We start from the raw sequence: 22,578 nt of genomic DNA, 5'->3' as shown, positions 1-22,578 counted from the left end.
CCGCCGTGCCTTCAAGCATCGCCCGACTGGACTGCGGCCCGGTGTGCTGCATCGGTGGCCGCCAAACAAGCTGCCCGCTCGATGCCGAAATCCCGGGCCGGGCGTTCGGTAAACCCTGGATTCTAGCCGGCTGTGACGGGCCCTCCGCCGTCCTCCGCGTCCAGGGCGCTGGCATCCACGCGCAGCAGGGCGGCGTACATCGCCGGCAGGGCCAGCAGCGTCAGCGCCGTGGCGACGATCAGCCCGCCCATGATGGCCACCGCCATCGGCCCCCAGAACACGCTGCGCGACAGCGGAATCATCGCCAGCACGGCGGCCGCGGCCGTCAGCACGATGGGCCGGAAGCGCCGCACGGTGGCCTCGACGATGGCCCGCGCGGCCGGCATGCCGCGCGCGCGGTCCTGCTCGATCTGGTCGATCAGGATCACCGAGTTGCGCATGATCATGCCCATCAGCGCGATCACGCCGAGCAGTGCGACGAAGCCGAACGGGCGGTCCAGCAAGAGCAGCGCGGCGGCCACGCCGGCCAGGCCGAGCGGGCCGGTGAGGAACACCAGCAGCGCCCGCGAGAAGCTCTGCAGCTGCAGCATCAGCAGCGTGAAGGTGATGAACAGCATGATCGGCAGGCCGGCGGCGATCGACCCCTGGCCCTTGCTGCTCTGCTCCTGCGCGCCGGCGATCTGGATGTCGTAGCCCTCGGGCATGCGGTCGCGCAGGGTCTGCAGCTGCGGCCACAGCGCGGCCGAGACCGTCGGCCCCTGCAGGCCTTCCACGACATCGCCCTGCACGGTGATGGCCCAGCGACGGCCCTCGCGCCACATCACACCCTCCTCCCAGCCCAGGCCGACCTGCACCAGCTGGCTCAGCGGCACCGCCCGGCCGCTGGCCGTCGGCAGCTGGCCGCCGAGCAGCGCATCGAGGGCCTGGCGCCCCTGCGCCGGCTCGCGCAGCACGATGTCGATCTGGCGATCGCCCTCACGGTAGACGCCGACGGTGCGGCCGCTCAGCAGCGTGCGCGCGGCCTGCGCGATCTGCTGGCTGCTGATGCCGAGCGCCCGCGCACGGTCCTGGTCCACGCTCAGGTGGACGGTCTTGACGCGCTCGTTCCAGTTGTCGTTGACGCCCAGCATGCGCGCGTCGGCCCGCAGCACGGCCTTGGCCTGCTCGGCCCAGTCGCGCAGCACGACCGGATCGTCGCCGACGACGCGGAACATCACCGGATAGGCGACCGGCGGGCCGTTGGGCAGCAGGCGCACGCGGGCCCGCACCTCGCCGAACTCGGCGGCCAGCAGCTCGGGCAGGCCGCGGCGCAGGCGCTCGCGTGCGGCCAGATCCTCGGGCAGCAGGATGACCTGGGCCACGTTGCTCTGCGGGAAGACCTGGTCGAGCGGCAGATAGAAGCGCGGCACACCGCTGCCGATCCAGGTGCTGACCGAGTGCACACCGGTCTCGCGCATCAGCCGCGCCTCGAAGCGCCCGGCCACGCGCGCGGTCTCGGCCTGGGTCGAGCCCTCGGGCAGCCAGAGCTCGACCAGGATCTCGGGCCGGCTCGAATCCGGGAAGAACTGCTGCTGCACCCGGCCCATCGCGGCCAGCCCGGCGACGAACAGGGCCAGCGTCAGCCCGATGGTCAGCCAGCGCCGGCGCACGCAGAAGGCCACGGCACGGCGCAGGCGATCGTAGAAGCCGCCGTCGAAGGATTCGTCGTCGGCATCGGAGGCGTCGTGGGCGGGCGAGGCGCTGCCGGCGACGCCTTCGGCCGGCACCGGCGCCGCCTTCGCATGCGGCCGCACCCGCAGCAGCGCCGCCCCGAGCCAGGGCACGAAGTACACCGACACCAGCCAGCTGATGATCAGCGCGGCCGAGGTGACGGCGAAGATGGCGAAGGTGTATTCGCCGGTCACGCTGCGCGCCAGACCGATCGGCAGGAAGCCGGCGGCGGTGATCAGCGTGCCGGTGAGCATCGGCATGCTGGTGACCTGATAGGCATGACTGGCGGCCGACCGCGTGTCCCAGCCCTGCTCCATCTTCCGCACCATCATCTCGACCGCGATGATCGCGTCGTCGACCAGCAGGCCCAGCGCGATGATCAGCGAGCCCAGCGAGATCTTGTGCAGGCCGACGCCGGCGTAGTACATGACGATGAAGGTGATGGCCAGCACCAGCGGGATGGTCAGCGCCACCACCAGGCCCGGGCGCACGTCCACCCGCAACGGACGGGTGTGCAGGCCCAGGCTGACGAAGCTGACGGCCAGCACCACCAGCACCGCCTCGGCCAGCACCTTGACGAACTCGCCGACCGAGCGGCTGACGGCCTGCGGCTGGTCCTGCACCTGGTCCAGCGTCAGGCCGGCGGGCAGCTCGGCGCGGATGCGCGCGGCCTCGGCCGTCAGCGCCTCACCCAGGGCGATGATGTCGCCGCCCTTGGCCATCGCCACGCCGATGGCCACCACCTCGCGGCCCTGGTGGCGCACCTGCACGGCGGCCGGATCGGGCGGCCCGCGGCGCACCTGGGCGATGTCACCCAGACGCAGCGTGGCGGCCTGGCCGGTGACCGGATCGACGCTGCGGATCGGCAGCTCGCGCAGCTGCTCGACGCTGCGCAGCGCGCCGTCGACGCGCACCTGCAGGTTCTGGCTGCCGCCGTCGACCAGACCGGAGGACTCGACCGCGTTCTGCGCCGACAGCTGGGCCAGCACCTGCGACAGATCGATGCCGAGCGCCGCCGCGCGGCGCGCCGGCAGGTCGATCCAGATCTTCTCGGGCTGGACGCCGAAGAGCTCGATCTTGGCCACGTCGGGCACGCGCAGCAGCCGGTCGCGCACCCGCTCGGCGGCACGGCGCAGCTCCTCGGGGCTGAAGCCGTCGGCAGACAGCGCGTAGATCGTGCCGTAGACATCGCCGAAGTCGTCGTTGACCACCGGCCCCAGCACGCCGGCCGGCAGGTTGCCGCGTGCATCGCCCAGCTTCTTGCGCGCCTGGTAGAAGACGTTGGCCACCTCCTTGGGCGGCGTGCTGTCCTTGACCTCCAGCAGCGTCAGCGACTCGCCCGGCTTGGTGTAGCTGCGCAGGATGTCGACGTGGGGCACGTCCTGCAGCGTGCGCTCGATGCGGTCGGTGACCTGCTCGGCCACCTCGCGCGCGGTGGCGCCGGGCCAGAAGGCCTGCACGACCATGATGCGGAAGGTGAACGGCGGATCCTCGTCCTGGCCGAGCTGGAACCAGGCAGCCAGACCCAGCGCCATCAGCACCACCATCAGGTAGCGTGTCAGCGCGGGGTGGTCGATCGCCCAGCGGGAAAGGTTGAAGCCGCCGGCCGAGCCGGGGGCCCTGGCGGCCACCGGCGGCCTGTCGGAGGGCGGCGGCGGGGGGGTGGTCGGCGCGGTCGAGGAATCGGAATGCGACACGGCGACCTCAGCGCGGCAGCGGGGTGATGGAGGCCGCGGCGGCGGCCGCGGCCGGGGGCTCCTGGTACAGGCGCACCTTCTGGCCCTCGGCCAGCACATGGGTGCCGGCGACGACCACCCGCTGACCGGGCTGCAGGCCGGCCGCGATCCGCACCTCGCGTTCGCTGGCCCCGCCGATCTCGACGCTCTGCGCGCGCAGCGTCAGCGCGGCCGGATCGACGACCCAGACCCGGGTCTTGCCCCCCTGTTCGAACAGGGCCGACGGCGGCAGCCGCAGCCCCCCGTCGGGCAATGGCAGCTGCAGCCGGACCTGGGCACTGGCGCCGGGCCGCAGCGCGGCATCGGTGCCGGCATCGGCCTTGACCTGGAAGGTGCGGCTGAGCGGATCGGCCGCCGCGGCGACCTCGCGCACGACGGCCGGCAGCGCGCGCTGCGGCTCGCTCCACAGCCGCACGCTGAGCACGTCGGTGCGGCCGCGCAGGGCGCGCCAGGACGCGATCTGGTCCTCCGGCACCTGGAAGACCACGTCGCGGGGACCATCCAGCGCCAGGCGCAGCACCGGCACACCGGCGGCCAGCACCGTGCCGGGCTCGGCCAGCGTGGCCGTCACCAGACCGGCCGCTTCGGCCTGCAGCCGGCTGTGGCCGGTCTGTCGCCCCTGCACCGCCAGCTGGGCCTCGGCCTGGGCCGTCTGGGCCTGGGCCGCACGCCAGGCCGACTCGCGCCGCTCCAGCTCGGCCGCGCTGATGAAGCCCTGCTGGCGCAGGCCACGCGTGCGCTCCAGATCGGACTCGGCCTGGCGCTGCGCGGTGCGCGCACCGTCGAGCGCGGCCTGCGCGGCCTGCTGCCCCAGCCGCAGATCGGCCGGATCCAGCTCGGCCAGCAGCTGGCCGGCCCGCACCGCATCACCGACGGCCACCGGCCGACTGCGCAACTGGCCGCCGACACGGAACCCCAGCGGCACCTCGCTGCGGGCGCGGATCTCGGCCGCGAAGTCGCGCCGCAGCGCATCGACCCCATGGCCCGCGCCGCCGACGACCACGGTGCGCACCGCGCGCACGGGCTCCGGGGCGGGCTCGGAGCGGGAGCAGGCCCCCAGCAAGGCCGCACCACCGAGCGCCAGGCCGAGCGTGATGCCGGCGCCCGAGCGCCGCAACCGCGCCGGGGCGGCCCACCGCGGCGACAAGGGCAGGCCCGGCGCCTCCCGTGGCCGGCCATCACGGACAGCCCCCTCCGGACAGACCTCGGAGGACGGGAACGGGACACGGCGACGGGCGGACAGAGGCATGGCGAGCGGGCGGCGGTGGCCACGCAGGCATCGGGCCGCGACGCCGATGGCGCCGGCCTCCCCCTGCACGACCCAGTTAATGACTGACTGGTCAGTAATGTAGTGAGCGGCAGCCCGCGCTGTCAACGCGCGACAATCGCCCCATCGTGAGCGTCGACCACTACGAGAACTTCCCCGTCGCCTCCTGGCTGTGCCCGCCGGCCCTGCGGCCGCCCATCCAGGCGATCTACCACTATGCGCGCACCGCCGACGACATCGCCGACGAGGGCAGCGCCACGCCGGCCGAACGCCTGGCGCAGCTGCGGCGCTACCGCGAGGCGCTGCACCGCTGCGCCGCCGGCGCGCCGCCCGACGCCGAGGCCTGGCCCGGTGTCTTCGGCCCGCTGGGCGGGCAGATCCGCGCCCATGGGCTGCCGCTCGGCCTGCTCGACGACCTGCTCGACGCCTTCATGCAGGACAGCGGCAACCCGATCCCGCCCGACCGTGCCGCGCTGATCGACTACTGCCGCCGCTCGGCCGCGCCGATCGGACGGCTGCTGCTGCACCTCTACCGGATCGACGACGCACCGGCCCTGGCCCGCTCGGACGCGGTCTGCCACGCGCTGCAGCTGATCAACTTCTGGCAGGACCTGAGCGTGGACCTGCCACGCGGCCGCCATTACGTGCCCGACAGCGACCTCGCCCGCCACGGCCTGAGCCGCGCCGAGCTGCGCGCCGGCGCTGACACCCCCCGCACCCAGGCCCTGGTGGCCGAGCTGTGCGGCTGGGCGCGGCAGATGATGCTCGACGGCGCCCCGCTGGCCATCGCGCTGCCCGGGCGCATCGGCTGGGAGCTGCGCCTGGTCGTGCAGGGCGGGCTCGCCATCCTCGACCGCCTGGCGCAGGCCGACCATCGCGCGCTCGGCCATCGGCCCACGGTGGCACGACGGGACGCGCCGCGTCTGCTGTGGCGCGCCCTGCGCATGGGCCGCGTGCCCGCGGCCACAGGCACGGCCGGCACCGGTCGCCCGGTCTGAGGACCCGAGCCCGCCCTACACCCCCACCGGGACCGAGCCAGCGCCGCGGCGCCGGCCACCGATCCGACCGTCCACAGCGCGACGTCCGCCACCACGCGGACCGGCGCCACCGCACCGATGACCGACCGATGACCGCCCTCAGCCCCGAGCAGTACGTCCAGCAACAGGCCGCCGCCAGCGGGTCCTCGTTCTACTACGCCTTCCTGTTCCTGCCGCCGCCACGCCGCGCGGCCATCACGGCGTTCTACGCCTACTGCCGCGCGATCGACGACGTGGTCGACGAGGTGCAGGACCCCAGCGTGGCCGCCGCCAAGCTCGGCTGGTGGGAGCAGCAGGTGCAGCTCGCCTTCAGCCAGGGCCGCGCCGACCATCCCGTGCTCCAGGCCCTGTTGCCCCACGCACCGATCTACGGCATCGAAGCCCGGCACCTGCTGCAGGTCGCCCAAGGCTGTCGCATGGACCTGGAGCAGTCGCGCTACCTCGACTACGGCAACCTGCAGCGCTACTGCCATCTGGTGGCCGGCGTCGTCGGCGAGGTCGCGGCGAGGATCTTCGGCCACACCGACCCGCGCACGGTGGAGTACGCCCACCGCCTGGGTCTGGCCCTGCAGCTGACCAACATCCTGCGCGACGTCGGCGACGACGCGCGACGCGGCCGCATCTATCTGCCGATCGACGAACTGCAGCGCTTTGATGTCAAGGCCCACGAGCTGCTCAAGCGCGAAGCGCCCTGGGGCTACAGCGAACGCTTCACCGCGCTGATGCGCTTCCAGGCCGAACGCGCCCACCAGAACTACGACGCGGCGCTGGCCTTGCTGCCCGAGGCGGATCGCCACGCCCAGAAGCCCGGGCTGATGATGGCCAACATCTACCGCACCTTGCTGCGCGAGATCGAGCGTGACGGCTTCCAGGTGCTGCATCAACGCACCTCACTGACCCCGTTGCGCAAACTGTGGATCGCGCTGTGCACCCATTGGCGCGGCCGCTGACCACCGGCGCCCGCGTACCGCGGGTGGCGATCGTCGGCGCGGGCTGGGCGGGGCTGAGCGCCGCGGTGCAGGCGGTGCAGCGCGGCTGGTCGGTGACGGTGCTGGAGATGGCCCCGCAGCCCGGTGGCCGCGCGCGCAGCCAGGCCGTCGACGACCGCACCGCCGCCGGGGCCGAGCGGGCGCCGGCCGACAACGGCCAGCACATCCTGATCGGCGCCTACGTGCGCACCTTGGCGCTGATGCGCACCGTCGGCGTCGACCCGCGGACGGTGCTGTGGCGCGGCCCGCTGGCCCTGGTGGGGCCCGACGGCCACGGGTTGCGCCTGGGCCGGGGCCCGACGGCGCTGGCCTTCGCCCGCGCGGTGGCCAGCCATCCGCAGTGGTCATGGCCGGCACGCATCAGCCTGCTGCGCCATGCGCTGTCCTGGCGGCTCCAGGGCTTCGACTGCGCGGACGATCTCCGCGTGGGCCAGTTGTGCGCCACGCTGCATCCGCAGGTGATGGCCTCGCTGATCGAGCCCCTGTGCGTCGCCGCGCTGAACACCTCGGCAGAACAGGCCAGCGCACGCGTGCTGCTGCGCGTGCTGGGCGACAGCCTGGCCGGAGGACCAGGCCATGCCGATCTGCTGCTGCCGGCCGCGGCGCTGCAGGCCCTGCTGCCGGGCCCGGCCTGGCGCTGGCTGCAGGCCCGGGGCGCCGGGCTGCATCTGCGGCAGCGGGTGCACCGCATCGACCGGACCGACGACGGCCGCCTGCGGCTGACACTGCCACCGGCCACGGCCGACACGCCGGACCTGCGATCCCTCGCCGCCCCCTGGGACGGCGTGGTTCTGGCCTGCGCTGCCACCGAGGCCGCCCGACTGGCCGAGCCGCTGGCACCGGACTGGGCCGCCTGCAACCGCGGGCTCGCCCATGAGCCGATCCTGACCGTCTGGCTGCGCGAGCCCGGGCTGCGTCTGGCGCACCCGATGGTCACCCTGCCCGCCCGGCCCGCAGGCCCGGCCCAGTTCGCCTTCGACCTCGCACAATGCCGCGGTGACGGATTGCACCAGCCACCGCTGCCGCACCCCGACAGCGGCCTGCAGGCCTGGGTCGCCAGCGCGCCGACGCCCTGGCTGGACGCCGGCATCGACGGCGCGGCACGCGCGACGCTGGAGCAGGCCCGCGCACTCTACCCCGGCCACTTCGTGGCCCCCGACGCGCAGGTCGAGGCCCGCTGCGAACGGCGTGCAACCTTCCGCTGCACGCCCGGCCTGCGTCGGCCGGGCACCGTCGTGGCCCCGGCCCTGGTGGCCGCCGGCGACCACATCGACGGCCCCTACCCGGCCACGCTCGAAGGCGCGGTGCGCTCGGGCGAGGCGGCCGTGCAGGCCTTGGCTCACGCGATCGGCGCCGATCAGGACATCCCTGGTTTCGTCATGCAAAATAAGGGGACATGAATCCGCCGAACGACACCCAGGCCCCGGCCATACAGGTCATCGAGCGCATGTTCGCCCTGCTCGATGTGCTGGCCGAGCAACCCGATCCCGTCCCGCTGAAGCTGCTGAGCGAGCGCACCGGCCTGCATCCGTCGACCGCCCACCGCATCCTCAACGATCTGACGCTGGGCCGCTACGTCGACCGCCCCGAACCCGGCTGCTACCGGCTCGGCATGCGGCTGCTGGAACTGGGCAACCTGGTGAAGGCCCGGCTGGACGTGCGGGAGGCCGCGCTGGCACCGATGCGCGAACTGCATCGCCTCACCCACCAACCGGTCAACCTGTCGATGCGCCAGGGCGACGAGATCGTCTACATCGAACGCGCCTACAGCGAGCGCTCGGGCATGCAGGTCGTGCGCGCGATCGGTGGTCGCGCGCCGTTGCACCTGACCTCCGTCGGCAAGCTCTTCCTGGCCCACGACGATCCGCAACGGGTGCGCGCCTACGCGACCCGCACCGGCCTGGCCGGCCACACCCGCAACAGCATCACCGACGTGCAGCGCCTGGAGCGCGAGCTCAACCAGATCCGCCACAGCGCGCTGTCGCGCGACGAGGAAGAGCTGGAGCTGGGTGTGCGCTGCATGGCCGCCGGCATCTTCGACGACCAGGGCAAGCTGGTGGCCGGGCTGTCGATCTCCGCACCGTCGGACCGGCTGGAAGAGAGCTGGGCCGAGCGCGTGCGCGACACCGCCTCGCAGATCTCCTCGTCGCTCGGCTATCGGCAGGGTGCCGTGCCGCGCCACGGCGCACGCTGAACCGGACGGCAGGCGGCACGCCAAGGTGCCGCCGCCACCGGCCAGGAGCATCAACCGCCGCGCGGTCGCGCAGCGGCGTTGAGGCTGGCGGAACTGCCGTCCAGCCAGCGGCGGATGCGCTCGGCGTCGCCCATGCGGGAGTACTTCCCGGCGGAATCCAGCAGCACCATGATCAGCTTGCGGCCGGCGAGCTGAGCCTGCATGACCAAGCAGCGACCCGCCTCGGAGATGTAGCCGGTCTTCTGCAGACCGATCTCCCAGTTCGGGCTGCGCACCAGGCCGTTGGTGTTGTGGAAGGCCATCGTGCGATGGCCGATCTCGACCTGGGCCTCGGGCGAGGTCGACAGCTCCCGCAGCAGCGGAAAGCGGTGCGCTTCCTTGACCAGCACCGCCAGATCGCGGGCGCTGGACTGGTTGCGGCTGGACAACCCCGTCGGCTCCACATAGTGCGTGTCGCGCATGCCCAGCTGCGCCGCCTTGCGGTTCATCGCCTGCACGAAGGCCGACAGGCCGCCAGGGTAGTGCCGGCCCAGCGCATTGGCGGCCCGGTTCTCCGACGACATCAGCGCCAGATGCAGCATCTCGCCACGCGACAGCTGCGTGCCGGGATTCAGGCGCGAGCGGCTGTTCTTCTCGGTGTCGATGTCGTCGCTGGTGATCGTCAGCACCTCGTCGAGCGACTGCCTCGCCTCGGTGACGACGAGCGCGGTCATCAGCTTGGTGATCGAGGCGATCGGCAGCACCGCGTTGGCGTTCTTGGCGAACAGCACCTCGTTGGTGTCCTGGTCGATGACGAGGGCCACGCTGCTGCGCAGGTCCAGCGGATCGGGATTGTTGTGCAGGCCCTGCTGCTGGCCGAAGGACAGCGTCGGGACGGCGACCGCCGCGGCAGCGACCACCGGTGCAGCCACCGCCGCGCGGCGCAAGGCCGTGGCCTGGCCGGCACGCGAGCGGCTGCCGGCACGGACCTGCGCGGCCTTGTCCAGCGCCTTGGCGGCCACGGCCTGGCGAGCCGGTCGTTCGGCGCGCGCCTGGCGGCCGGCACGGGGCTCGGGCTTGGCCGCCTGGGCGATCTTGGGGGCCCTGACGGTCTTGGCGGTCTTCACCACCTTGGCACGGCCGGCATCGGCGCGAGCCGCGTTGCGTTCGGCGGCCGGGCGGGCCTGGGCCGTGCCCAGGGCGGCCGCCAGCAGCAGCATGAGCAGTCCACTGCCGCAGGTCTTGAGGAGGCGTCGCTGGGTCACGATGGAGTCAATTCGAAAAAACCTGCAGCAAGTGTAGAAGATGAGAAAAAATGCCGCAAGATCAGAGACTTGCAGAAGCTTTCTCAAGTAGACGACGAGGACTGTCGGGAGTTCCCTCCAGTCCTGTCGCGATCACCCTTGAGCCGCCACCCGTTCCGGCGCTGCGTGCAGCTTGTTCAGCGCCGCCAGATAGGCCTTGGCCGAGGCGACGACGATGTCCGGATCGGCACCCACGCCGTTGACCACGCGGCCCCCGAGCTGCAGACGGACGGTGACCTCGCCCTGCGATTCTGTCGAACCGCTGGTGATCGCATTGACCGAATACAGCAGCAGTTCAGCCCCACTTCCGACCTTGGACTCGATGGCCTTCAAGCTCGCGTCGACCGGTCCGTTGCCATCGCTGTCGGCATGGTGCTCGACCGCGCCAGCGGCGAACACCACCCGGGCACGCGGCCGCTCGCCGGTCTCGGAGCTCTGGGCCAGCGACACCAGACGGTAGTGCTCCTGCTCCTTGGTGACGCTCTCGTCGGCCACCAGGGCGAGGATGTCCTCATCGAAGATCTCGGCCTTGCGGTCGGCCAGGTCCTTGAAGCGTGCGAAGGCGGCGTTGACCTCGGCCTCGCTGTCGAGCGCGATGCCGAGCTCCTGCAGGCGCTGCTTGAACGCGTTGCGCCCGCTGAGCTTGCCCAGCACGATCTTGTTGGCGCTCCAGCCCACGTCCTCGGCACGCATGATCTCGTAGGTGTCGCGCGCCTTGAGCACGCCGTCCTGGTGGATGCCGCTGGCGTGCGCGAAGGCGTTGGCGCCGACCACCGCCTTGTTCGGCTGGACGACGAAGCCGGTGGTCTGGCTGACCATGCGCGAGGCCGGCACGATCTGGCTGGCATCGACACCGAGCTCGAGTCCGAAATAGTCCCGCCGCGTCTTGACCGCCATGACGATCTCCTCGAGCGAGGTGTTGCCGGCGCGCTCGCCCAGGCCGTTGATCGTGCACTCGACCTGACGCGCGCCACCGATCGTCACACCGGCCAGCGAGTTGGCCACGGCCATGCCCAGATCGTTGTGGCAGTGCACGCTCCAGATGGCCTTGTCGCTGTTGGGCACCCGTTCGCGCAGCGTACGGATGAAGTTGCCGTAGAGCTCGGGCACCGCATAACCGACGGTGTCGGGGACATTGATGGTGGTCGCCCCCTCGGCGATCACGGCCTCGAGCACGCGGCACAGGAAATCGACGTCGGAGCGGTAGCCGTCCTCGGGCGAGAACTCGATGTCGCCGCACAGGTTGCGGGCGAAGCGCACGGACAGCCGGGCCTGCTCCAGCACCTGCTCACGCGTCATCCGCAGCTTCTTCTCCATGTGGAGCTCGCTGGTGGCGATGAAGGTGTGGATGCGGGCCCGCGCCGCGCCCTTGAGCGCCTCGGCCGCACGGCCGATGTCGCGGTCATTGGCACGCGCCAGTGAACAGACGGTGGCGTCCTGGATGACGTCGGCGATGGCCTTGACGGCCTCGAAGTCGCCGTTGCTGGAGGCGGCGAAGCCGGCCTCGATGACGTCGACCTTCAGACGTTCGAGCTGGCGCGCGATGCGCAGCTTCTCGTCCTTGGTCATCGACGCACCGGGCGACTGCTCACCGTCGCGCAAGGTGGTGTCGAAGATGATCAGCTTGTCGGTCATGGCGTTGGCTCCTCGGATGTCGGGTTCGCTGCCGGGTGCCCGCAGGCACCCTCAGGCTGGATTGTCTGCTGAAGCAGGGGGAGGTTCAGACGGTCGCCGCGTCCGCGCGACGCAAGGGCACCTCGCAGCGGCGCAGCCCGCTGAGCACCGCCAGCAAAGAGGCGGTGACGATGCTGGTGCTGATGCCGATGCCATAGAGGGTGCGGTCCCCCACGCGCAGCTCCAGATAGGCTGCCGCACGGGCCTGAGCGCCCTCGCCGATCGCGTGCTCGTGGAAGTCCAGCACCTGCACCGGCACACCGACGGCACGCGCGAGCCCGTCGACGAAGGCCTCCAGCGGGCCCTGGCCGTGGCCGATGACGGCCATCGCACGGCCCTTCTCGTGCACCTGGGCCTGCACGCGCACGCGGCCGTCGTCGCCCTCGGTGATCACCTGATGCACGACCTGAGGAGCCTCGGCAATGCCGTAGGTCTGGTCGAAGATCTGCCACAGCGAGTCCGCCGAGAACTCGCCACCGCGCTCGTCCATCACCGCCTGCACGGCCTGGCTGAACTCGATCTGCGCCCGGCGCGGCAGCTCCAGCCCGTACTCGGCTTCGAGCAGGTAGCTGATGCCGCCCTTGCCCGACTGGCTGTTGACGCGGATCACCGCCTCGTAGCTGCGGCCGAGGTCCATCGGGTCGATCGGCAGATAGGGCATGTCCCAGAGGTCGGCCTCATTCCGGGCGGCGAAGGCCTTCTTGATCGCGTCCTGGTGCGAGCCGGAGAACGAGGTATAGACCAGATCGCCGACGTACGGATGGCGCGGGTGCACCGGCAACTGGTTGCAGTGCTCGACGGTGCGGCGGATGCCGTCGATGTCGGAGAAGTCCAGACCCGGATGCACGCCCTGGGTGTAGAGGTTGAGCGCGACGTTGACGATGTCGAGGTTGCCGGTGCGCTCGCCGTTGCCGAACAGGCAGCCTTCGAGGCGATCGGCACCGGCCATCAACGCGAACTCGCCGGCAGCCACGCCGGTGCCACGGTCGTTGTGCGGATGGATGGACAGCACGAGCCGCTCACGCCGCTCCAGGTGGCGATGCATCCACTCGACCATGTCGGCGAAGATGTTGGGCGTCGAGTGCTCGACCGTGGCCGGCAGATTGATGATGCACTTGCCGAGCTCGGGCAGGTCATCGCCCGGCATCCACAGCGCGGTCACCGCGTCGACCACCCGCTTGCTGAAGGCCAGTTCGGTGCCGGAGAACATCTCGGGCGAGTACTCGAAGGTCCAGCGCGTGGCCGGCTGCCGTGCGGCGAGCTCGCGCACCATGCGGGCATGGGTGCTGGCCAGCTCGACGATGCCGTCCTCGTCCAGGCCCAGCACCACGCGGCGCATCACCGGAGCGGTCGCGTTGTAGACGTGGACGATGGCGCGCGGCGCCCCCTGCAGCGCCTCGAAGGTGCGCGCGATCAGGTGCTCACGGGCCTGGGTCAGCACCTGGATCGTGACGTCATCGGGGATCAGACCCTCGTCGATGAGCTGGCGCACGAAGTCGAAGTCGGCCTGCGAGGCCGAGGGGAAGCCGACCTCGATCTCCTTGAAGCCGATGCGCACCAGGGCCTCGAACATGCGGCGCTTGCGCGCCGGATCCATCGGCTCGATCAGCGCCTGGTTGCCGTCGCGCAGGTCGACGCTGCACCACACTGGCGGACGCTCGATCACGGCGTCAGGCCAGGTCCGGTCACGCAGGCCGACAGGAGCGAAGCGACGGTACTTGGCAGCGGGGTTCGTGAGCATGGTCATCGGGGTTCTCCAGGGATTTCGGGGCGCCGCAGCGGTCGGGTGAACGATCGGGGGCCCGGAAATGACAACGGCCCGCTGCAGCAGAGCTGGCGGGCCGTTGGTCCGGTGTCGGGAGGATCCGCTCAGGGCGGTATCCGGCGATACGTGGTCGTGGACGTTCAGCGCGCCAGAGGCACGCCTAGTAGCTTGGGGGTCACACGAATCGACATGGGCTGGACTGTATCACGGCCGGCGGGAGCCGCCGGCGCGCGGTCGATCACGACCGTTCAGTGGTGCAGACCCGCCTCGTCAGGCTCGTCGGTCGAGGTGGCGATCACGCTGACCGGCTTGCCCTTGGCCTTGCGGTAGACGTACATCACGTAGCCCGACAGGCCGTAGAGCAGGAACAGCAGGAACAGCATGCCCGGCACGTGCTGGCTGATCAGCGCCATCAGCAGCGCGATGATGACCAGCGTGACGAAGGGCACCGACTTCTTCAGACCGAAGTCCTTGAAGCTGTAGAACGGCACGTTGGTCACCATGGTCAGGCCGGCGAACAGCGTCAGACCCCAGGCGGCCCACACCAGCACCGGCGTGGCCAGCAGGTCGGGACGGACACCCTGGTCGTCCATGATCCACAGGAAGCCGGTCACCATGGCCGCGGCCGCCGGACTCGGCAGGCCCTGGAAGAAGCGCCGATCGACCACGCCGATGTTGGTGTTGAAGCGCGCCAGCCGCAGCGCCGCGCAGGCGCAATAGATGAAGGCGGCCGCCCAGCCGGCCTTGCCCAGGCCCTTGAGCGCCCATTCGTAGATGATCAGGGCCGGCGCGGCGCCGAAGCTGACCATGTCCGACAGGCTGTCCATCTGCTCGCCGAAGGCGCTCTGCGTGTTCGTCATGCGCGCGACACGGCCGTCCAGGCTGTCGAGCACCATCGCGCAGAACACGCCGATGGCGGCCTGGTCGAAGCGCGCGTTCATCGCCATCACGATGGCGTAGAAACCACCGAACAGAGCGGCCAGGGTGAACAGATTGGGCAGCACATAGATGCCCTTGCGGCGGGGGCGCGCGGGCACCTCGGCCGGCTCCAGATCATCGTCCGGATCTTGCGTGTCATTCATGGTCGGAAGCATAACGCAGGGGTCAGGCCGAAAAGACGAAGGCCGCCCGATGGGCGGCCCTCTGCGTCTGGTGGAAAGGCGGCGCCCGGCGCCGCCAACCCATCAGTTGCGGCTCTTGTCGACCAGCTTGTTGGCCTTGATCCAGGGCATCATGTCGCGCAGCTTGGCGCCGACGACTTCGATCTGGTGCTCTTCGGTCAGGCGACGGCGGCTGATCAGGGTCGGGGCGCCGGCCTTGTTCTCCAGGATGAAGGACTTGGCGTATTCGCCGGTCTGGATGTCCTTCAGGCACTGGCGCATCGCGTTCTTGCTCTCCTCGGTGATCACGCGCGGGCCGGTGACGTACTCACCATACTCGGCGTTGTTCGAGATCGAGTAGTTCATGTTCGCGATGCCGCCTTCGTAGATCAGGTCGACGATCAGCTTGAGCTCGTGCAGGCACTCGAAATAGGCCATTTCGGGCGCATAACCGGCTTCCACCAGCGTCTCGAAGCCGGCCTTGATCAGCTCGACGGCACCGCCGCACAGCACGGCCTGCTCGCCGAACAGGTCGGTCTCGGTCTCTTCGCGGAACGAGGTCTCGATGATGCCGGCCTTGCCGCCGCCGTTGGCGGTGGCGTAGCTCAGGGCCAGATCACGGGCCTTGCCGGTCTTGTCCTGGTAGATGGCGATCAGGTGCGGCACGCCGCCACCCTGGCGGTAGGTGTTGCGCACGGTGTGGCCCGGGGCCTTCGGGGCGACCATCCACACGTCGATGTCGGCGCGCGGCTGGACCTGACCGTAGTGCACGTTGAAGCCGTGGGCGAAAGCCAGCGAGGCGCCGGCCTTCAGGTTCGGCGCGACTTCCTTGTTGTACACGTCGGCGATCTGCTCGTCCGGCAGCAGGATCATGACGACGTCGGCTTCCTTGACCGCGGCGGCGATCTCGGCGACCTTCAGGCCGGCGGCCTCGGCCTTGGCCCAGGAGGCGCCGCCCTTGCGCAGGCCGACGGTGACCTTGACGCCCGAATCGTTCAGGTTCTGCGCGTGGGCATGGCCCTGCGAACCGTAGCCGATGATGGTGACGTTCTTGCCCTTGATCAGGCTCAGGTCGGCGTCCTTGTCGTAGTAGACGTTCATGGTGCTTGCTCCAGAAAAGCGGCTGTTGGCAGTGTCAGGGGCGGGCTCGAACAGCCGTTCAAGCGGCCGTCCATGAACCGTCGGTCGACGGTGCGGACGGCGCCCCCTTGAGGGACGGAGCACCCTGAGGTGCCCCTGGGGGGATGGGAAATCAGACGCGCAGGATGCGCTCGCCGCGGCCGATGCCGCTGGTGCCGGTGCGCACCGTCTCGAGGATGGCGGTGCGGTCGACCGCCTGGATGAAGGCGTCGAGCTTGCCGGCATCACCGGTCAGCTCGATGGTGTAGCTCTTCTCGGTCACGTCGATGATGCGGCCACGGAAGATGTCGGCCATGCGCTTCATCTCCTCGCGCTCCTTGCCGACCGCACGGACCTTGATCAGCATGAGCTCGCGCTCGGTGAAGCTGCCTTCGGTCAGGTCGACCACCTTGACCACCTCGATCAGGCGGTTCAGGTGCTTGGTGATCTGCTCGATCACCTCGTCGGAGCCGGTGGTGACGATGGTCATGCGCGACAGCGAGGCATCCTCGGTCGGCGCGACGGTCAGGCTCTCGATGTTGTAGCCACGGGCGGAGAACAGCGCGACGACGCGCGACAGCGCACCCGGCTCGTTCTCGAGCAGCACGGCGATGATGTGTTTCATGGGACTGTCCTTGGGGACACGCGGCCAGCGATGACGACGGCGGTGACCATCGCACCCTGACGGCGAGGTTCAGGAGAGTGGCGCCCGCACGCGGCGGACGCCGGCAGCCGGTGGGCCGCCGGGTTGCGGGGACTGTCGGCGCGCGACGCGTGCAGCGCCCTCGCCGACCGGTACCGCCGGTGCCCACCCGTCGCTGCCGCGGTGGCGGCAGGCGGTGCGCACGGCGGCGCCGGGGTCACAGGTCCTCGGAGCCCAGCAGCATCTCGGTGATGCCCTTGCCGGCCTGGACCATCGGCCAGACGTTCTCGGTCGGATCGGTGCGGATGTCGAGGAAGACCGTGCGGTCCTTCAGGGCGATGGCCTCGCGCAGCGCACCCTCGACGTCCGACGGACGCTCGATCTTCAGGCCGACGTGGCCGTAGGCCTCGGCCAGCTTGACGAAGTCCGGCAGCGCGTCCATGTAGCTGTGCGAATAGCGGCCGCCGTAGTCCAGCTGCTGCCACTGGCGCACCATGCCCAGATAGCGGTTGTTCAGGGCCAGGACCTTGACCGGCGTGCGGTACTGCAGACAGGTCGACAGCTCCTGGATGCACATCTGGATCGAGCCTTCGCCGGTCACGCAGAACACGTCGGCGTCCGGCTTGGCCAGCTTGATGCCCATCGCGTACGGCAGGCCCACGCCCATCGTGCCCAGGCCGCCGGAGTTGATCCAGCGCCGCGGCTCCTCGAACGGGTAGAACTGCGCCGCCCACATCTGGTGCTGGCCGACGTCGGACGTGACGTAGGTGTCGGTGCCCTTGGTCAGGCGGGCCAGCGTCTCGATGACGAACTGCGGCTTGATGACCTCGTCGCTGCGCTTGTAGGTCAGGCACTCACGCTTGCGCCACTCGTTGATCTGGCGCCACCAGTTCGACAGCTCGGCCGTGTCCGGCCGCTGCGGGTTCTCGCGCAGGAAGGCCAGCATCTCCTGCAGCACGTCCTTGACGTCGCCGACGATGGGGATGTCGACCTTGACGCGCTTGGAGATCGACGAGGGGTCGATGTCGACGTGGATGATCTTGCGCTCGACCGAGGCGAAATGCTTCGGGTTGCCGATCACGCGGTCGTCGAAGCGGGCACCGACGGCCAGCACGACATCCGCGTTCTGCATCGTCATGTTGGCTTCGTAGGTCCCGTGCATGCCCAGCATGCCCAGGAACTTCGGGTCCGACGCCGGCGTGGCGCCCAGGCCCATCAGCGTGTTGGTGACCGGGAAGCCGAGGGCGTCGCAGAGCTCGCGCAGCTCGGCCGCCGCGTTGCCCAGGATCACGCCGCCACCGGTGTAGATGTAGGGGCGCTTGGCCGTCAGCAGCAGCTGCATGGCCTTGCGGATCTGGCCGCCGTGCCCCTTCTTGACCGGGTTGTACGAACGCATCTCGACCTTCTCGGGGTACGAGAAGGCGCAGGTCTTCAGCGAGACGTCCTTCGGGATGTCGACCACCACCGGGCCCGGACGGCCGGTGCGCGCGATGTGGAAGGCCTTCTTCAGCGTCGAGGCCAGGTCACGCACGTCCTTGACCAGGAAGTTGTGCTTGACGATCGGGCGGGTGATGCCGACGGTGTCGCACTCCTGGAAGGCATCCAGACCGATGGCGGCCGTGGGGACCTGACCCGTGATGATGACCATCGGGATCGAGTCCATGTAGGCGGTGGCGATGCCGGTGACGGCATTGGTCACACCCGGACCCGAGGTCACGAGGGCGACGCCGACCTCACCGGTGGCGCGCGCATAGCCGTCGGCCGCGTGCACCGCGGCCTGCTCATGGCGCACCAGCACGTGCTGGATCGTCTCCTGCTTGTACAGGGCGTCGTAGATGTAGAGGACCGACCCGCCAGGGTAGCCCCACATGTACTGGACGCCCTCGGCCTGCAGGCAGCGCACGAGGATGTCCGAGCCATTGAGCTCGGGCAGGGAATCGGAGGGGGATTGGGCTTGCGGTTGCGCCGTCGAGGCGCGCTTGACATCCGCGGCAGACATGTCCATGTGAGAACCTCTGTGAATTTCTCTGACGAAAATCCATCGGTGCCCCTCCTCGCGCCCTCGTGGGGTGGAATCGGGACCTGCGCGGTCAACAACAGAAAGGCCGCCAAGGGTGGACGAGCCGAACGTGAGACCAGAGTTCGCTTTGAGCGAGCCCGCGATTATCGCATCAACATCGGCCTGACCCGGGAGCACGCAACGGCGCTGACATAATGTGCGTTTTTCGTACATGGTCGACCCGCCGGGTCCGCACGGGCGGCCCGGCACGCGACCGGAGTCGCCGTTGGCCCACGAGAGCGCCCTGTCGGACTTCCTGCGCAGCGTCGAACGCCGCGCGTTCAAGCGCACGGCCTGGGCCGTGCGCGACGACGACGCGGCCCTCGACATCGTGCAGGACGCGATGATCCGTCTGGCCGAGCACTATGCCGACCGGCCGGCCGCCGAATGGCCGATGCTGTTCCAGCGCATCCTGTCGAACGCGACGATGGACTGGTTCCGGCGCCAGCGCACCCGCAAGGCGGTGATGCAGAACCTGCAGGATCTGCTGCCACCGGGCGATGGCGACGATGACGGCGATCCGCTGGAGCTGTTGCGGGCGGCCGAAGATCACCTGGGCAGCGAGAGCGCCGCCGACCATCTGCAGCGGGCACAGACCCTGCATGCCATCGAGTCCGAGATCGCGGCCCTGCCGACCCGTCAACGGGAGGCCTTCCTGCTGCGTTACTTCGAGGAATTTGACGTCGCGGAGACGGCCGAGGCCATGGGCTGCTCCGAAGGCAGCGTCAAGACCCACTGCTCGCGTGCCGTACATGCCCTGGCCAAGGCCCTGAGACTTCGAGGTTTTTCGTGATTGACCGACCCGCCACCCCCCGTCCGGCGCTGCGCGAGCCCGGCGACCGCCTGGGCCACGCGATCGGTGCGCACCTGCGCGTCGCCAGCGAGGACCTGCCTGCCGATGTCACTGAACGGCTGCGCTTCGCCCGCGAGCAGGCGCTGCGGCGGGTCCGCGATCAGCGCGTCGCCCGGGTGCGGCAGCGCCGTGTCGGCGCCTGGCTGCAGCGCTGGGGCTGGCAACTGGCCTCGGCACTGCCGCTGGTGATGCTGGTCAGCGGGTTCTGGCTGATCGACACGCTGCACCAGGAACAGCAGATCGCCACCGCCGCCGACATCGACAGCGCGCTGCTGGCCGACGAGCTGCCACCGGACGCCTACAGCGACGCCGGCTTCGCCGAGTTCCTGCACCAGGACGAGGTCCTGTGAGTCACCCGGCCTCAGGCACCCTTGCGAGACCTGCGTCCGGCGTGCGCGCCACGGCGGGCCGGCTCATGGCCTGGTGTCTGCTGGGCGCCGGCTGGATCGCTCAGGCACAGCCTGCCGATGCGGGAGCCACGGCCGCCAGCACGGCCCGCATCGCCGCGGCCCAGGCCGCGCCGCGGGCCACCGCCGCGGCCACCCGGGCGGCGGTGCACCCCTCGGCGCCCACCGGCATGTCGCCGTCGCAGACCGGCGCCGATCCGGGGCCGTCGTGGTCGGCACTGACGCCCCAGCAGCGCGCGGCGCTGGCGCCACTGCAGAAGGAATGGCCGTCGATCGAGGCGCGCCCCCGCTCCAAGTGGCTGGAGCTGGCCCGGCGGATGACCGCCATGTCGGCACCCGAGCGCGAGCGGATCCAGGCCCGGATGGCCGAATGGGCCCGGCTGACCCCCTCGCAGCGGCTGCAGGCCCGGCTGAATTTCCTGGATGCGCAGCAGCTGAGCCCATCGGAACGTCAGGCCCGCTGGGAGGCCTACCAAGCCTTGCCGAGCGAGCAGCGTGAAGCGCTGGAGGCACGCGGGCAACAGGCCAAGCAGGCGGCCGCCTCGGCAGCCCGCACGCCCGCACGCGGTGCCGCGAGCGGCGTGGCCCTGCGCCCGCCGGTGGCCAGCGCGTCGGCGGCGTCGGCGGCCCGCACGCGCCAGCTGGTCAGTGTCGAGCCGACCGCGCCGGCCGTGCTGCGCAGCCCCCAGGGCGCGACCACCCTACCCCTGAACGCCGCACCGAAGCCGCCGGCCCATCAGGCCGGCCCCGGTCGGCCGCCGCTGGTGCGCGATCCGCAGGCGGTCGACCCGAAGACGCTGCTGCCGCGCCGCGGCCCGCAGGCGCCACCGGCCCTGGCGAGCGCCGCCCTGCCGCCCGCCACCCAGACCGTGAGCAGCATGGCCGGCGTGGCGCCGCCCGTGCCCACCCCCAGCCCGGCCGCGGTCAGCGCCAGCGCGCCGCGGCCGTGATGCGTCGCGCTGTGCTGCATCGCCTCGCCGCGTCGGTGCCCGGCGCAGCGGACGGTGCCCGTACCAGCCGCCAGCGCCGCGCAAGGGCCTCGCGGTCCGCACCGGCCACGGGCCGCGGCACCGCCTGCGCATGACCCGGCCGGACGCCACGGCACCGCCGCACCGGCTGCCCGAGGCCCCGGCGGCACGGCAGGGCCGCGCAGCCGTCCGTCCGAACCCTCCGCCCACCGGATCCTGATCCATGACCGCTGTCCCGCCCGCGCCTGCGCAGGCCGCCCTGCCCCTGTCCGCCCCGACGCTGCGCCGCCGCATGGCGGCCTTCATCTACGAGGGCGTGCTGCTGTTCGGCGTGCTGATGGTGGCCGGCCTGATCTACAGCCCGTTGACCGGCCAGCACCATGCCCTGCAGGGCAAGACCGGGCTGCAGGTCTTCGTCTTCCTCGTGCTCGGCCTGTACTTCACCTGGCTCTGGAGCCATGGCGGCCAGACGGTGGCGATGAAAGCCTGGCATCTGCGCCTGGTCGACGCGGTCGGCCACCCGGTGCGACCGGCACGCGCTGCCGCGCGCTATCTGCTGGCCTGGATGTGGTTCGTGCCCGGTCTGGCCACGGTGGGCCTGGCCGGCCTGCACGGACCGGCAGCGATCTGGAGCGCGCTGCTGGCCAATGTGGCGGGCTTCGCGCTGCTCAGTCGCCTGCGGGCCGACCGGCAGTTCTGGCATGACGCCGTCTGCGGCACCCGCCTGGTGCACACGCCAGTGAAGCCCGGGCGGGCGACGGCACAATCCGCCGCATGAACAATCCCCACAAGGGCCGCACCGGGCTGGACCGCGTGCGACATGCGTTCGGCTACTCGATGCAGGGGCTGCACGCCGCCGTGCGCGGCGAGAGCGCCTTCCGACAGGAAGCGCTGCTGGCGCTGATCCTGCTGCCGCTGGCGCCGGTGCTCGGCCGCGACTGGGTGCAGACCACCCTGCTGGCCGGCACGGTGCTGCTGGTGCTGGTGGTCGAGCTGCTGAACTCGGCGATCGAGGCGGTGGTCGACCGCGTCTCCTTCGAACTGCACGATCTGTCGAAGAAGGCCAAGGACTACGGCAGCGCCGCCGTGCTGATCAGCCTGCTGCTGTGCGGCGGCACCTGGGCCGCCGCCCTGTGGTCCCGCCTGGCGCAGTCCACATGAACGGACGATCGATGCCCCTGACCGCCACCCCCTTCAGCGTCTGCGTCTACTGCGGCGCACGCCACGGCCACGATCCGGCCTACACCGCGGCGGCCCGTGCGCTGGGCACGGCCATCGGCCGGCGCGGCTGGCAGCTGGTCTACGGCGGTGGCCGGGTCGGCCTGATGGGCGAGGTGGCCGATGCGGCGCGCACGGCCGGCGCCCGGGTCATCGGCGTGATCCCCGACGCGCTGATGCAGATGGAGGTCGGCCACCAGGATCTGGACGACCTGCAGGTGGTGCGGACCATGCACGAGCGCAAGCGGCGCATGGCCGAACAGTCCGACGCGTTCATCGCGCTGCCCGGCGGCATCGGCACCTTCGAGGAGCTGTTCGAGACCTGGACCTGGCGCCACCTCGGCTACCACGACCGGCCGCTGGGCCTGCTCGAGGTGCAGGGCTACTGGGCGCCGATGCTGGCGTTCCTGCGGCAGTCCGTGGCCGCCGGATTCATGGACGAGAGCCAGATGGCGATGCTGCGGATCGAGACATCGGTCGACGCGATGCTCGATGCGCTGCAGGCGAGCGCCGGGCCACGGCGGATGCCGGACCTGTCGGGCAGCTGAGGCAGCAC

At 70.8% G+C, this 22,578-nt stretch carries 19 protein-coding genes; 10 read left to right on the top strand and 9 right to left on the bottom strand.

The annotated features are described in order from the left end of the window. Nucleotides 1-122: 122 nt before the first annotated feature. Both AACH11_RS09050 and AACH11_RS09045 read right to left on the bottom strand, forming a co-directional pair. On the bottom strand, nt 123-3,341 hold the full coding sequence (locus AACH11_RS09050; RefSeq protein ID WP_341373893.1) for an efflux RND transporter permease subunit: 3,219 nt from the start codon (nt 3,339-3,341) through the stop codon (nt 123-125). Between the two features lie 73 nt (nt 3,342-3,414). Then, the gene (locus tag AACH11_RS09045; protein ID WP_341373892.1) at nt 3,415-4,695 is read right to left on the bottom strand and encodes an efflux RND transporter periplasmic adaptor subunit; all 1,281 of its coding nucleotides are present in this window, start codon (nt 4,693-4,695) and stop codon (nt 3,415-3,417) included. 146 nt (nt 4,696-4,841) lie between these two features. Between AACH11_RS09045 and hpnC the strand changes: the two genes are divergently transcribed. The 4 genes from hpnC (at nt 4,842) to AACH11_RS09025 (ending at nt 8,933) form a co-directional block, all read left to right on the top strand. Beyond that, nucleotides 4,842-5,711, top strand: a complete 870-nt coding sequence (hpnC, locus tag AACH11_RS09040) for a squalene synthase HpnC (RefSeq protein ID WP_341373891.1) — start codon at nt 4,842-4,844, stop codon at nt 5,709-5,711. Nucleotides 5,712-5,839: 128 nt separating this feature from the next. Beyond that, complete coding sequence (gene hpnD, locus AACH11_RS09035) at nt 5,840-6,700, top strand: presqualene diphosphate synthase HpnD (RefSeq protein ID WP_341373890.1); 861 nt, start codon at nt 5,840-5,842, stop codon at nt 6,698-6,700. Next, nucleotides 6,676-8,139, top strand: a complete 1,464-nt coding sequence (gene hpnE / locus AACH11_RS09030) for a hydroxysqualene dehydroxylase HpnE (RefSeq protein WP_341373889.1) — start codon at nt 6,676-6,678, stop codon at nt 8,137-8,139. Before hpnD ends, hpnE begins: the two co-directional genes overlap by 25 nt. Beyond that, on the top strand, nt 8,136-8,933 hold the full coding sequence (locus AACH11_RS09025; RefSeq protein WP_341373888.1) for an IclR family transcriptional regulator: 798 nt from the start codon (nt 8,136-8,138) through the stop codon (nt 8,931-8,933). The genes hpnE and AACH11_RS09025 overlap by 4 nt, the downstream gene beginning before the upstream one ends. A gap of 50 nt (nt 8,934-8,983) precedes the next feature. Here AACH11_RS09025 and pbpG read toward each other — a convergent pair whose 3' ends face one another. The 7 genes from pbpG to AACH11_RS08990 all read right to left on the bottom strand — a co-directional run bounded on the left by pbpG (nt 8,984) and on the right by AACH11_RS08990 (nt 18,522). Further along, complete coding sequence (gene pbpG, locus AACH11_RS09020) at nt 8,984-10,132, bottom strand: D-alanyl-D-alanine endopeptidase (protein WP_423228719.1); 1,149 nt, start codon at nt 10,130-10,132, stop codon at nt 8,984-8,986. A 177-nt stretch (nt 10,133-10,309) separates the two neighbouring features. Continuing rightward, nucleotides 10,310-11,851, bottom strand: coding sequence for a 2-isopropylmalate synthase (locus tag AACH11_RS09015; protein WP_341373886.1), 1,542 nt, complete (start codon nt 11,849-11,851; stop codon nt 10,310-10,312). An 85-nt stretch (nt 11,852-11,936) separates the two neighbouring features. Next, nucleotides 11,937-13,631 (bottom strand): 2-isopropylmalate synthase, encoded by a 1,695-nt coding sequence (gene leuA / locus AACH11_RS09010; protein ID WP_341374081.1) that lies wholly within the window; start codon nt 13,629-13,631, stop codon nt 11,937-11,939. Nucleotides 13,632-13,903: 272 nt separating this feature from the next. After that, entirely contained in the window at nt 13,904-14,737 is an 834-nt protein-coding gene (gene pssA, locus AACH11_RS09005) for a CDP-diacylglycerol--serine O-phosphatidyltransferase (protein WP_341373885.1), read from the bottom strand. A gap of 102 nt (nt 14,738-14,839) precedes the next feature. Then, nucleotides 14,840-15,856: a ketol-acid reductoisomerase gene (gene ilvC, locus AACH11_RS09000; RefSeq protein WP_341373884.1), complete on the bottom strand. Its 1,017-nt coding sequence runs from the start codon at nt 15,854-15,856 to the stop codon at nt 14,840-14,842. 151 nt (nt 15,857-16,007) lie between these two features. Next, nucleotides 16,008-16,499, bottom strand: coding sequence for an acetolactate synthase small subunit (gene ilvN / locus AACH11_RS08995; protein WP_341373883.1), 492 nt, complete (start codon nt 16,497-16,499; stop codon nt 16,008-16,010). Nucleotides 16,500-16,734: 235 nt separating this feature from the next. Beyond that, nucleotides 16,735-18,522 carry an acetolactate synthase 3 catalytic subunit gene (locus AACH11_RS08990; protein ID WP_341373882.1) on the bottom strand — a complete coding sequence of 596 codons (1,788 nt, stop codon included), beginning with the start codon at nt 18,520-18,522 and terminating at the stop codon, nt 16,735-16,737. Between the two features lie 280 nt (nt 18,523-18,802). Between AACH11_RS08990 and AACH11_RS08985 the strand changes: the two genes are divergently transcribed. From AACH11_RS08985 to AACH11_RS08960, 6 genes are all read left to right on the top strand, one after another. Next, the gene (locus AACH11_RS08985) at nt 18,803-19,369 is read left to right on the top strand and encodes an RNA polymerase sigma factor (RefSeq protein WP_341373881.1); all 567 of its coding nucleotides are present in this window, start codon (nt 18,803-18,805) and stop codon (nt 19,367-19,369) included. Further along, complete coding sequence (locus tag AACH11_RS08980; RefSeq protein ID WP_341373880.1) at nt 19,366-19,779, top strand: DUF3619 family protein; 414 nt, start codon at nt 19,366-19,368, stop codon at nt 19,777-19,779. Before AACH11_RS08985 ends, AACH11_RS08980 begins: the two co-directional genes overlap by 4 nt. Before the next feature lie 65 nt (nt 19,780-19,844). Beyond that, nucleotides 19,845-20,786 (top strand): DUF3106 domain-containing protein, encoded by a 942-nt coding sequence (locus AACH11_RS08975; protein WP_341373879.1) that lies wholly within the window; start codon nt 19,845-19,847, stop codon nt 20,784-20,786. Between the two features lie 241 nt (nt 20,787-21,027). Further along, nucleotides 21,028-21,582, top strand: coding sequence for an RDD family protein (locus AACH11_RS08970; protein ID WP_341373878.1), 555 nt, complete (start codon nt 21,028-21,030; stop codon nt 21,580-21,582). After that, nucleotides 21,579-21,965 carry a diacylglycerol kinase gene (locus tag AACH11_RS08965; RefSeq protein ID WP_341373877.1) on the top strand — a complete coding sequence of 129 codons (387 nt, stop codon included), beginning with the start codon at nt 21,579-21,581 and terminating at the stop codon, nt 21,963-21,965. The genes AACH11_RS08970 and AACH11_RS08965 overlap by 4 nt, the downstream gene beginning before the upstream one ends. A 17-nt stretch (nt 21,966-21,982) precedes the next feature. Beyond that, entirely contained in the window at nt 21,983-22,570 is a 588-nt protein-coding gene (locus AACH11_RS08960) for an LOG family protein (protein WP_423228718.1), read from the top strand. Nucleotides 22,571-22,578: the final 8 nt, after the last annotated feature.

Origin of the sequence: Pseudaquabacterium rugosum (genome assembly GCF_038066575.1) — a bacterium.
GTDB lineage: Bacteria > Pseudomonadota > Gammaproteobacteria > Burkholderiales > Burkholderiaceae_C > Pseudaquabacterium > Pseudaquabacterium rugosum.
The sequence above is the reverse complement of the archived record's forward strand: the minus strand, read 5'-3'. Positions and strand labels throughout refer to the sequence as shown.

Coding starts and splice junctions, on each gene's coding strand:
- AACH11_RS09045 (WP_341373892.1), bottom strand. CDS start 4,695: ATGCCTCTGTCCGCCCGTCGCCGTGTCCCGTTCCCGTCCTCCGAGGTC.
- hpnD (WP_341373890.1), top strand. CDS start 5,840: ATGACCGCCCTCAGCCCCGAGCAGTACGTCCAGCAACAGGCCGCCGCC.
- AACH11_RS09025 (WP_341373888.1), top strand. CDS start 8,136: ATGAATCCGCCGAACGACACCCAGGCCCCGGCCATACAGGTCATCGAG.
- pbpG (WP_423228719.1), bottom strand. CDS start 10,132: ATGCTGCTGCTGGCGGCCGCCCTGGGCACGGCCCAGGCCCGCCCGGCC.
- AACH11_RS09015 (WP_341373886.1), bottom strand. CDS start 11,851: ATGACCGACAAGCTGATCATCTTCGACACCACCTTGCGCGACGGTGAG.
- leuA (WP_341374081.1), bottom strand. CDS start 13,631: ATGCTCACGAACCCCGCTGCCAAGTACCGTCGCTTCGCTCCTGTCGGC.
- pssA (WP_341373885.1), bottom strand. CDS start 14,737: ATGAATGACACGCAAGATCCGGACGATGATCTGGAGCCGGCCGAGGTG.
- ilvC (WP_341373884.1), bottom strand. CDS start 15,856: ATGAACGTCTACTACGACAAGGACGCCGACCTGAGCCTGATCAAGGGC.
- ilvN (WP_341373883.1), bottom strand. CDS start 16,499: ATGAAACACATCATCGCCGTGCTGCTCGAGAACGAGCCGGGTGCGCTG.
- AACH11_RS08990 (WP_341373882.1), bottom strand. CDS start 18,522: ATGGACATGTCTGCCGCGGATGTCAAGCGCGCCTCGACGGCGCAACCG.
- AACH11_RS08975 (WP_341373879.1), top strand. CDS start 19,845: ATGGCCTGGTGTCTGCTGGGCGCCGGCTGGATCGCTCAGGCACAGCCT.
- AACH11_RS08970 (WP_341373878.1), top strand. CDS start 21,028: ATGACCGCTGTCCCGCCCGCGCCTGCGCAGGCCGCCCTGCCCCTGTCC.
- AACH11_RS08965 (WP_341373877.1), top strand. CDS start 21,579: ATGAACAATCCCCACAAGGGCCGCACCGGGCTGGACCGCGTGCGACAT.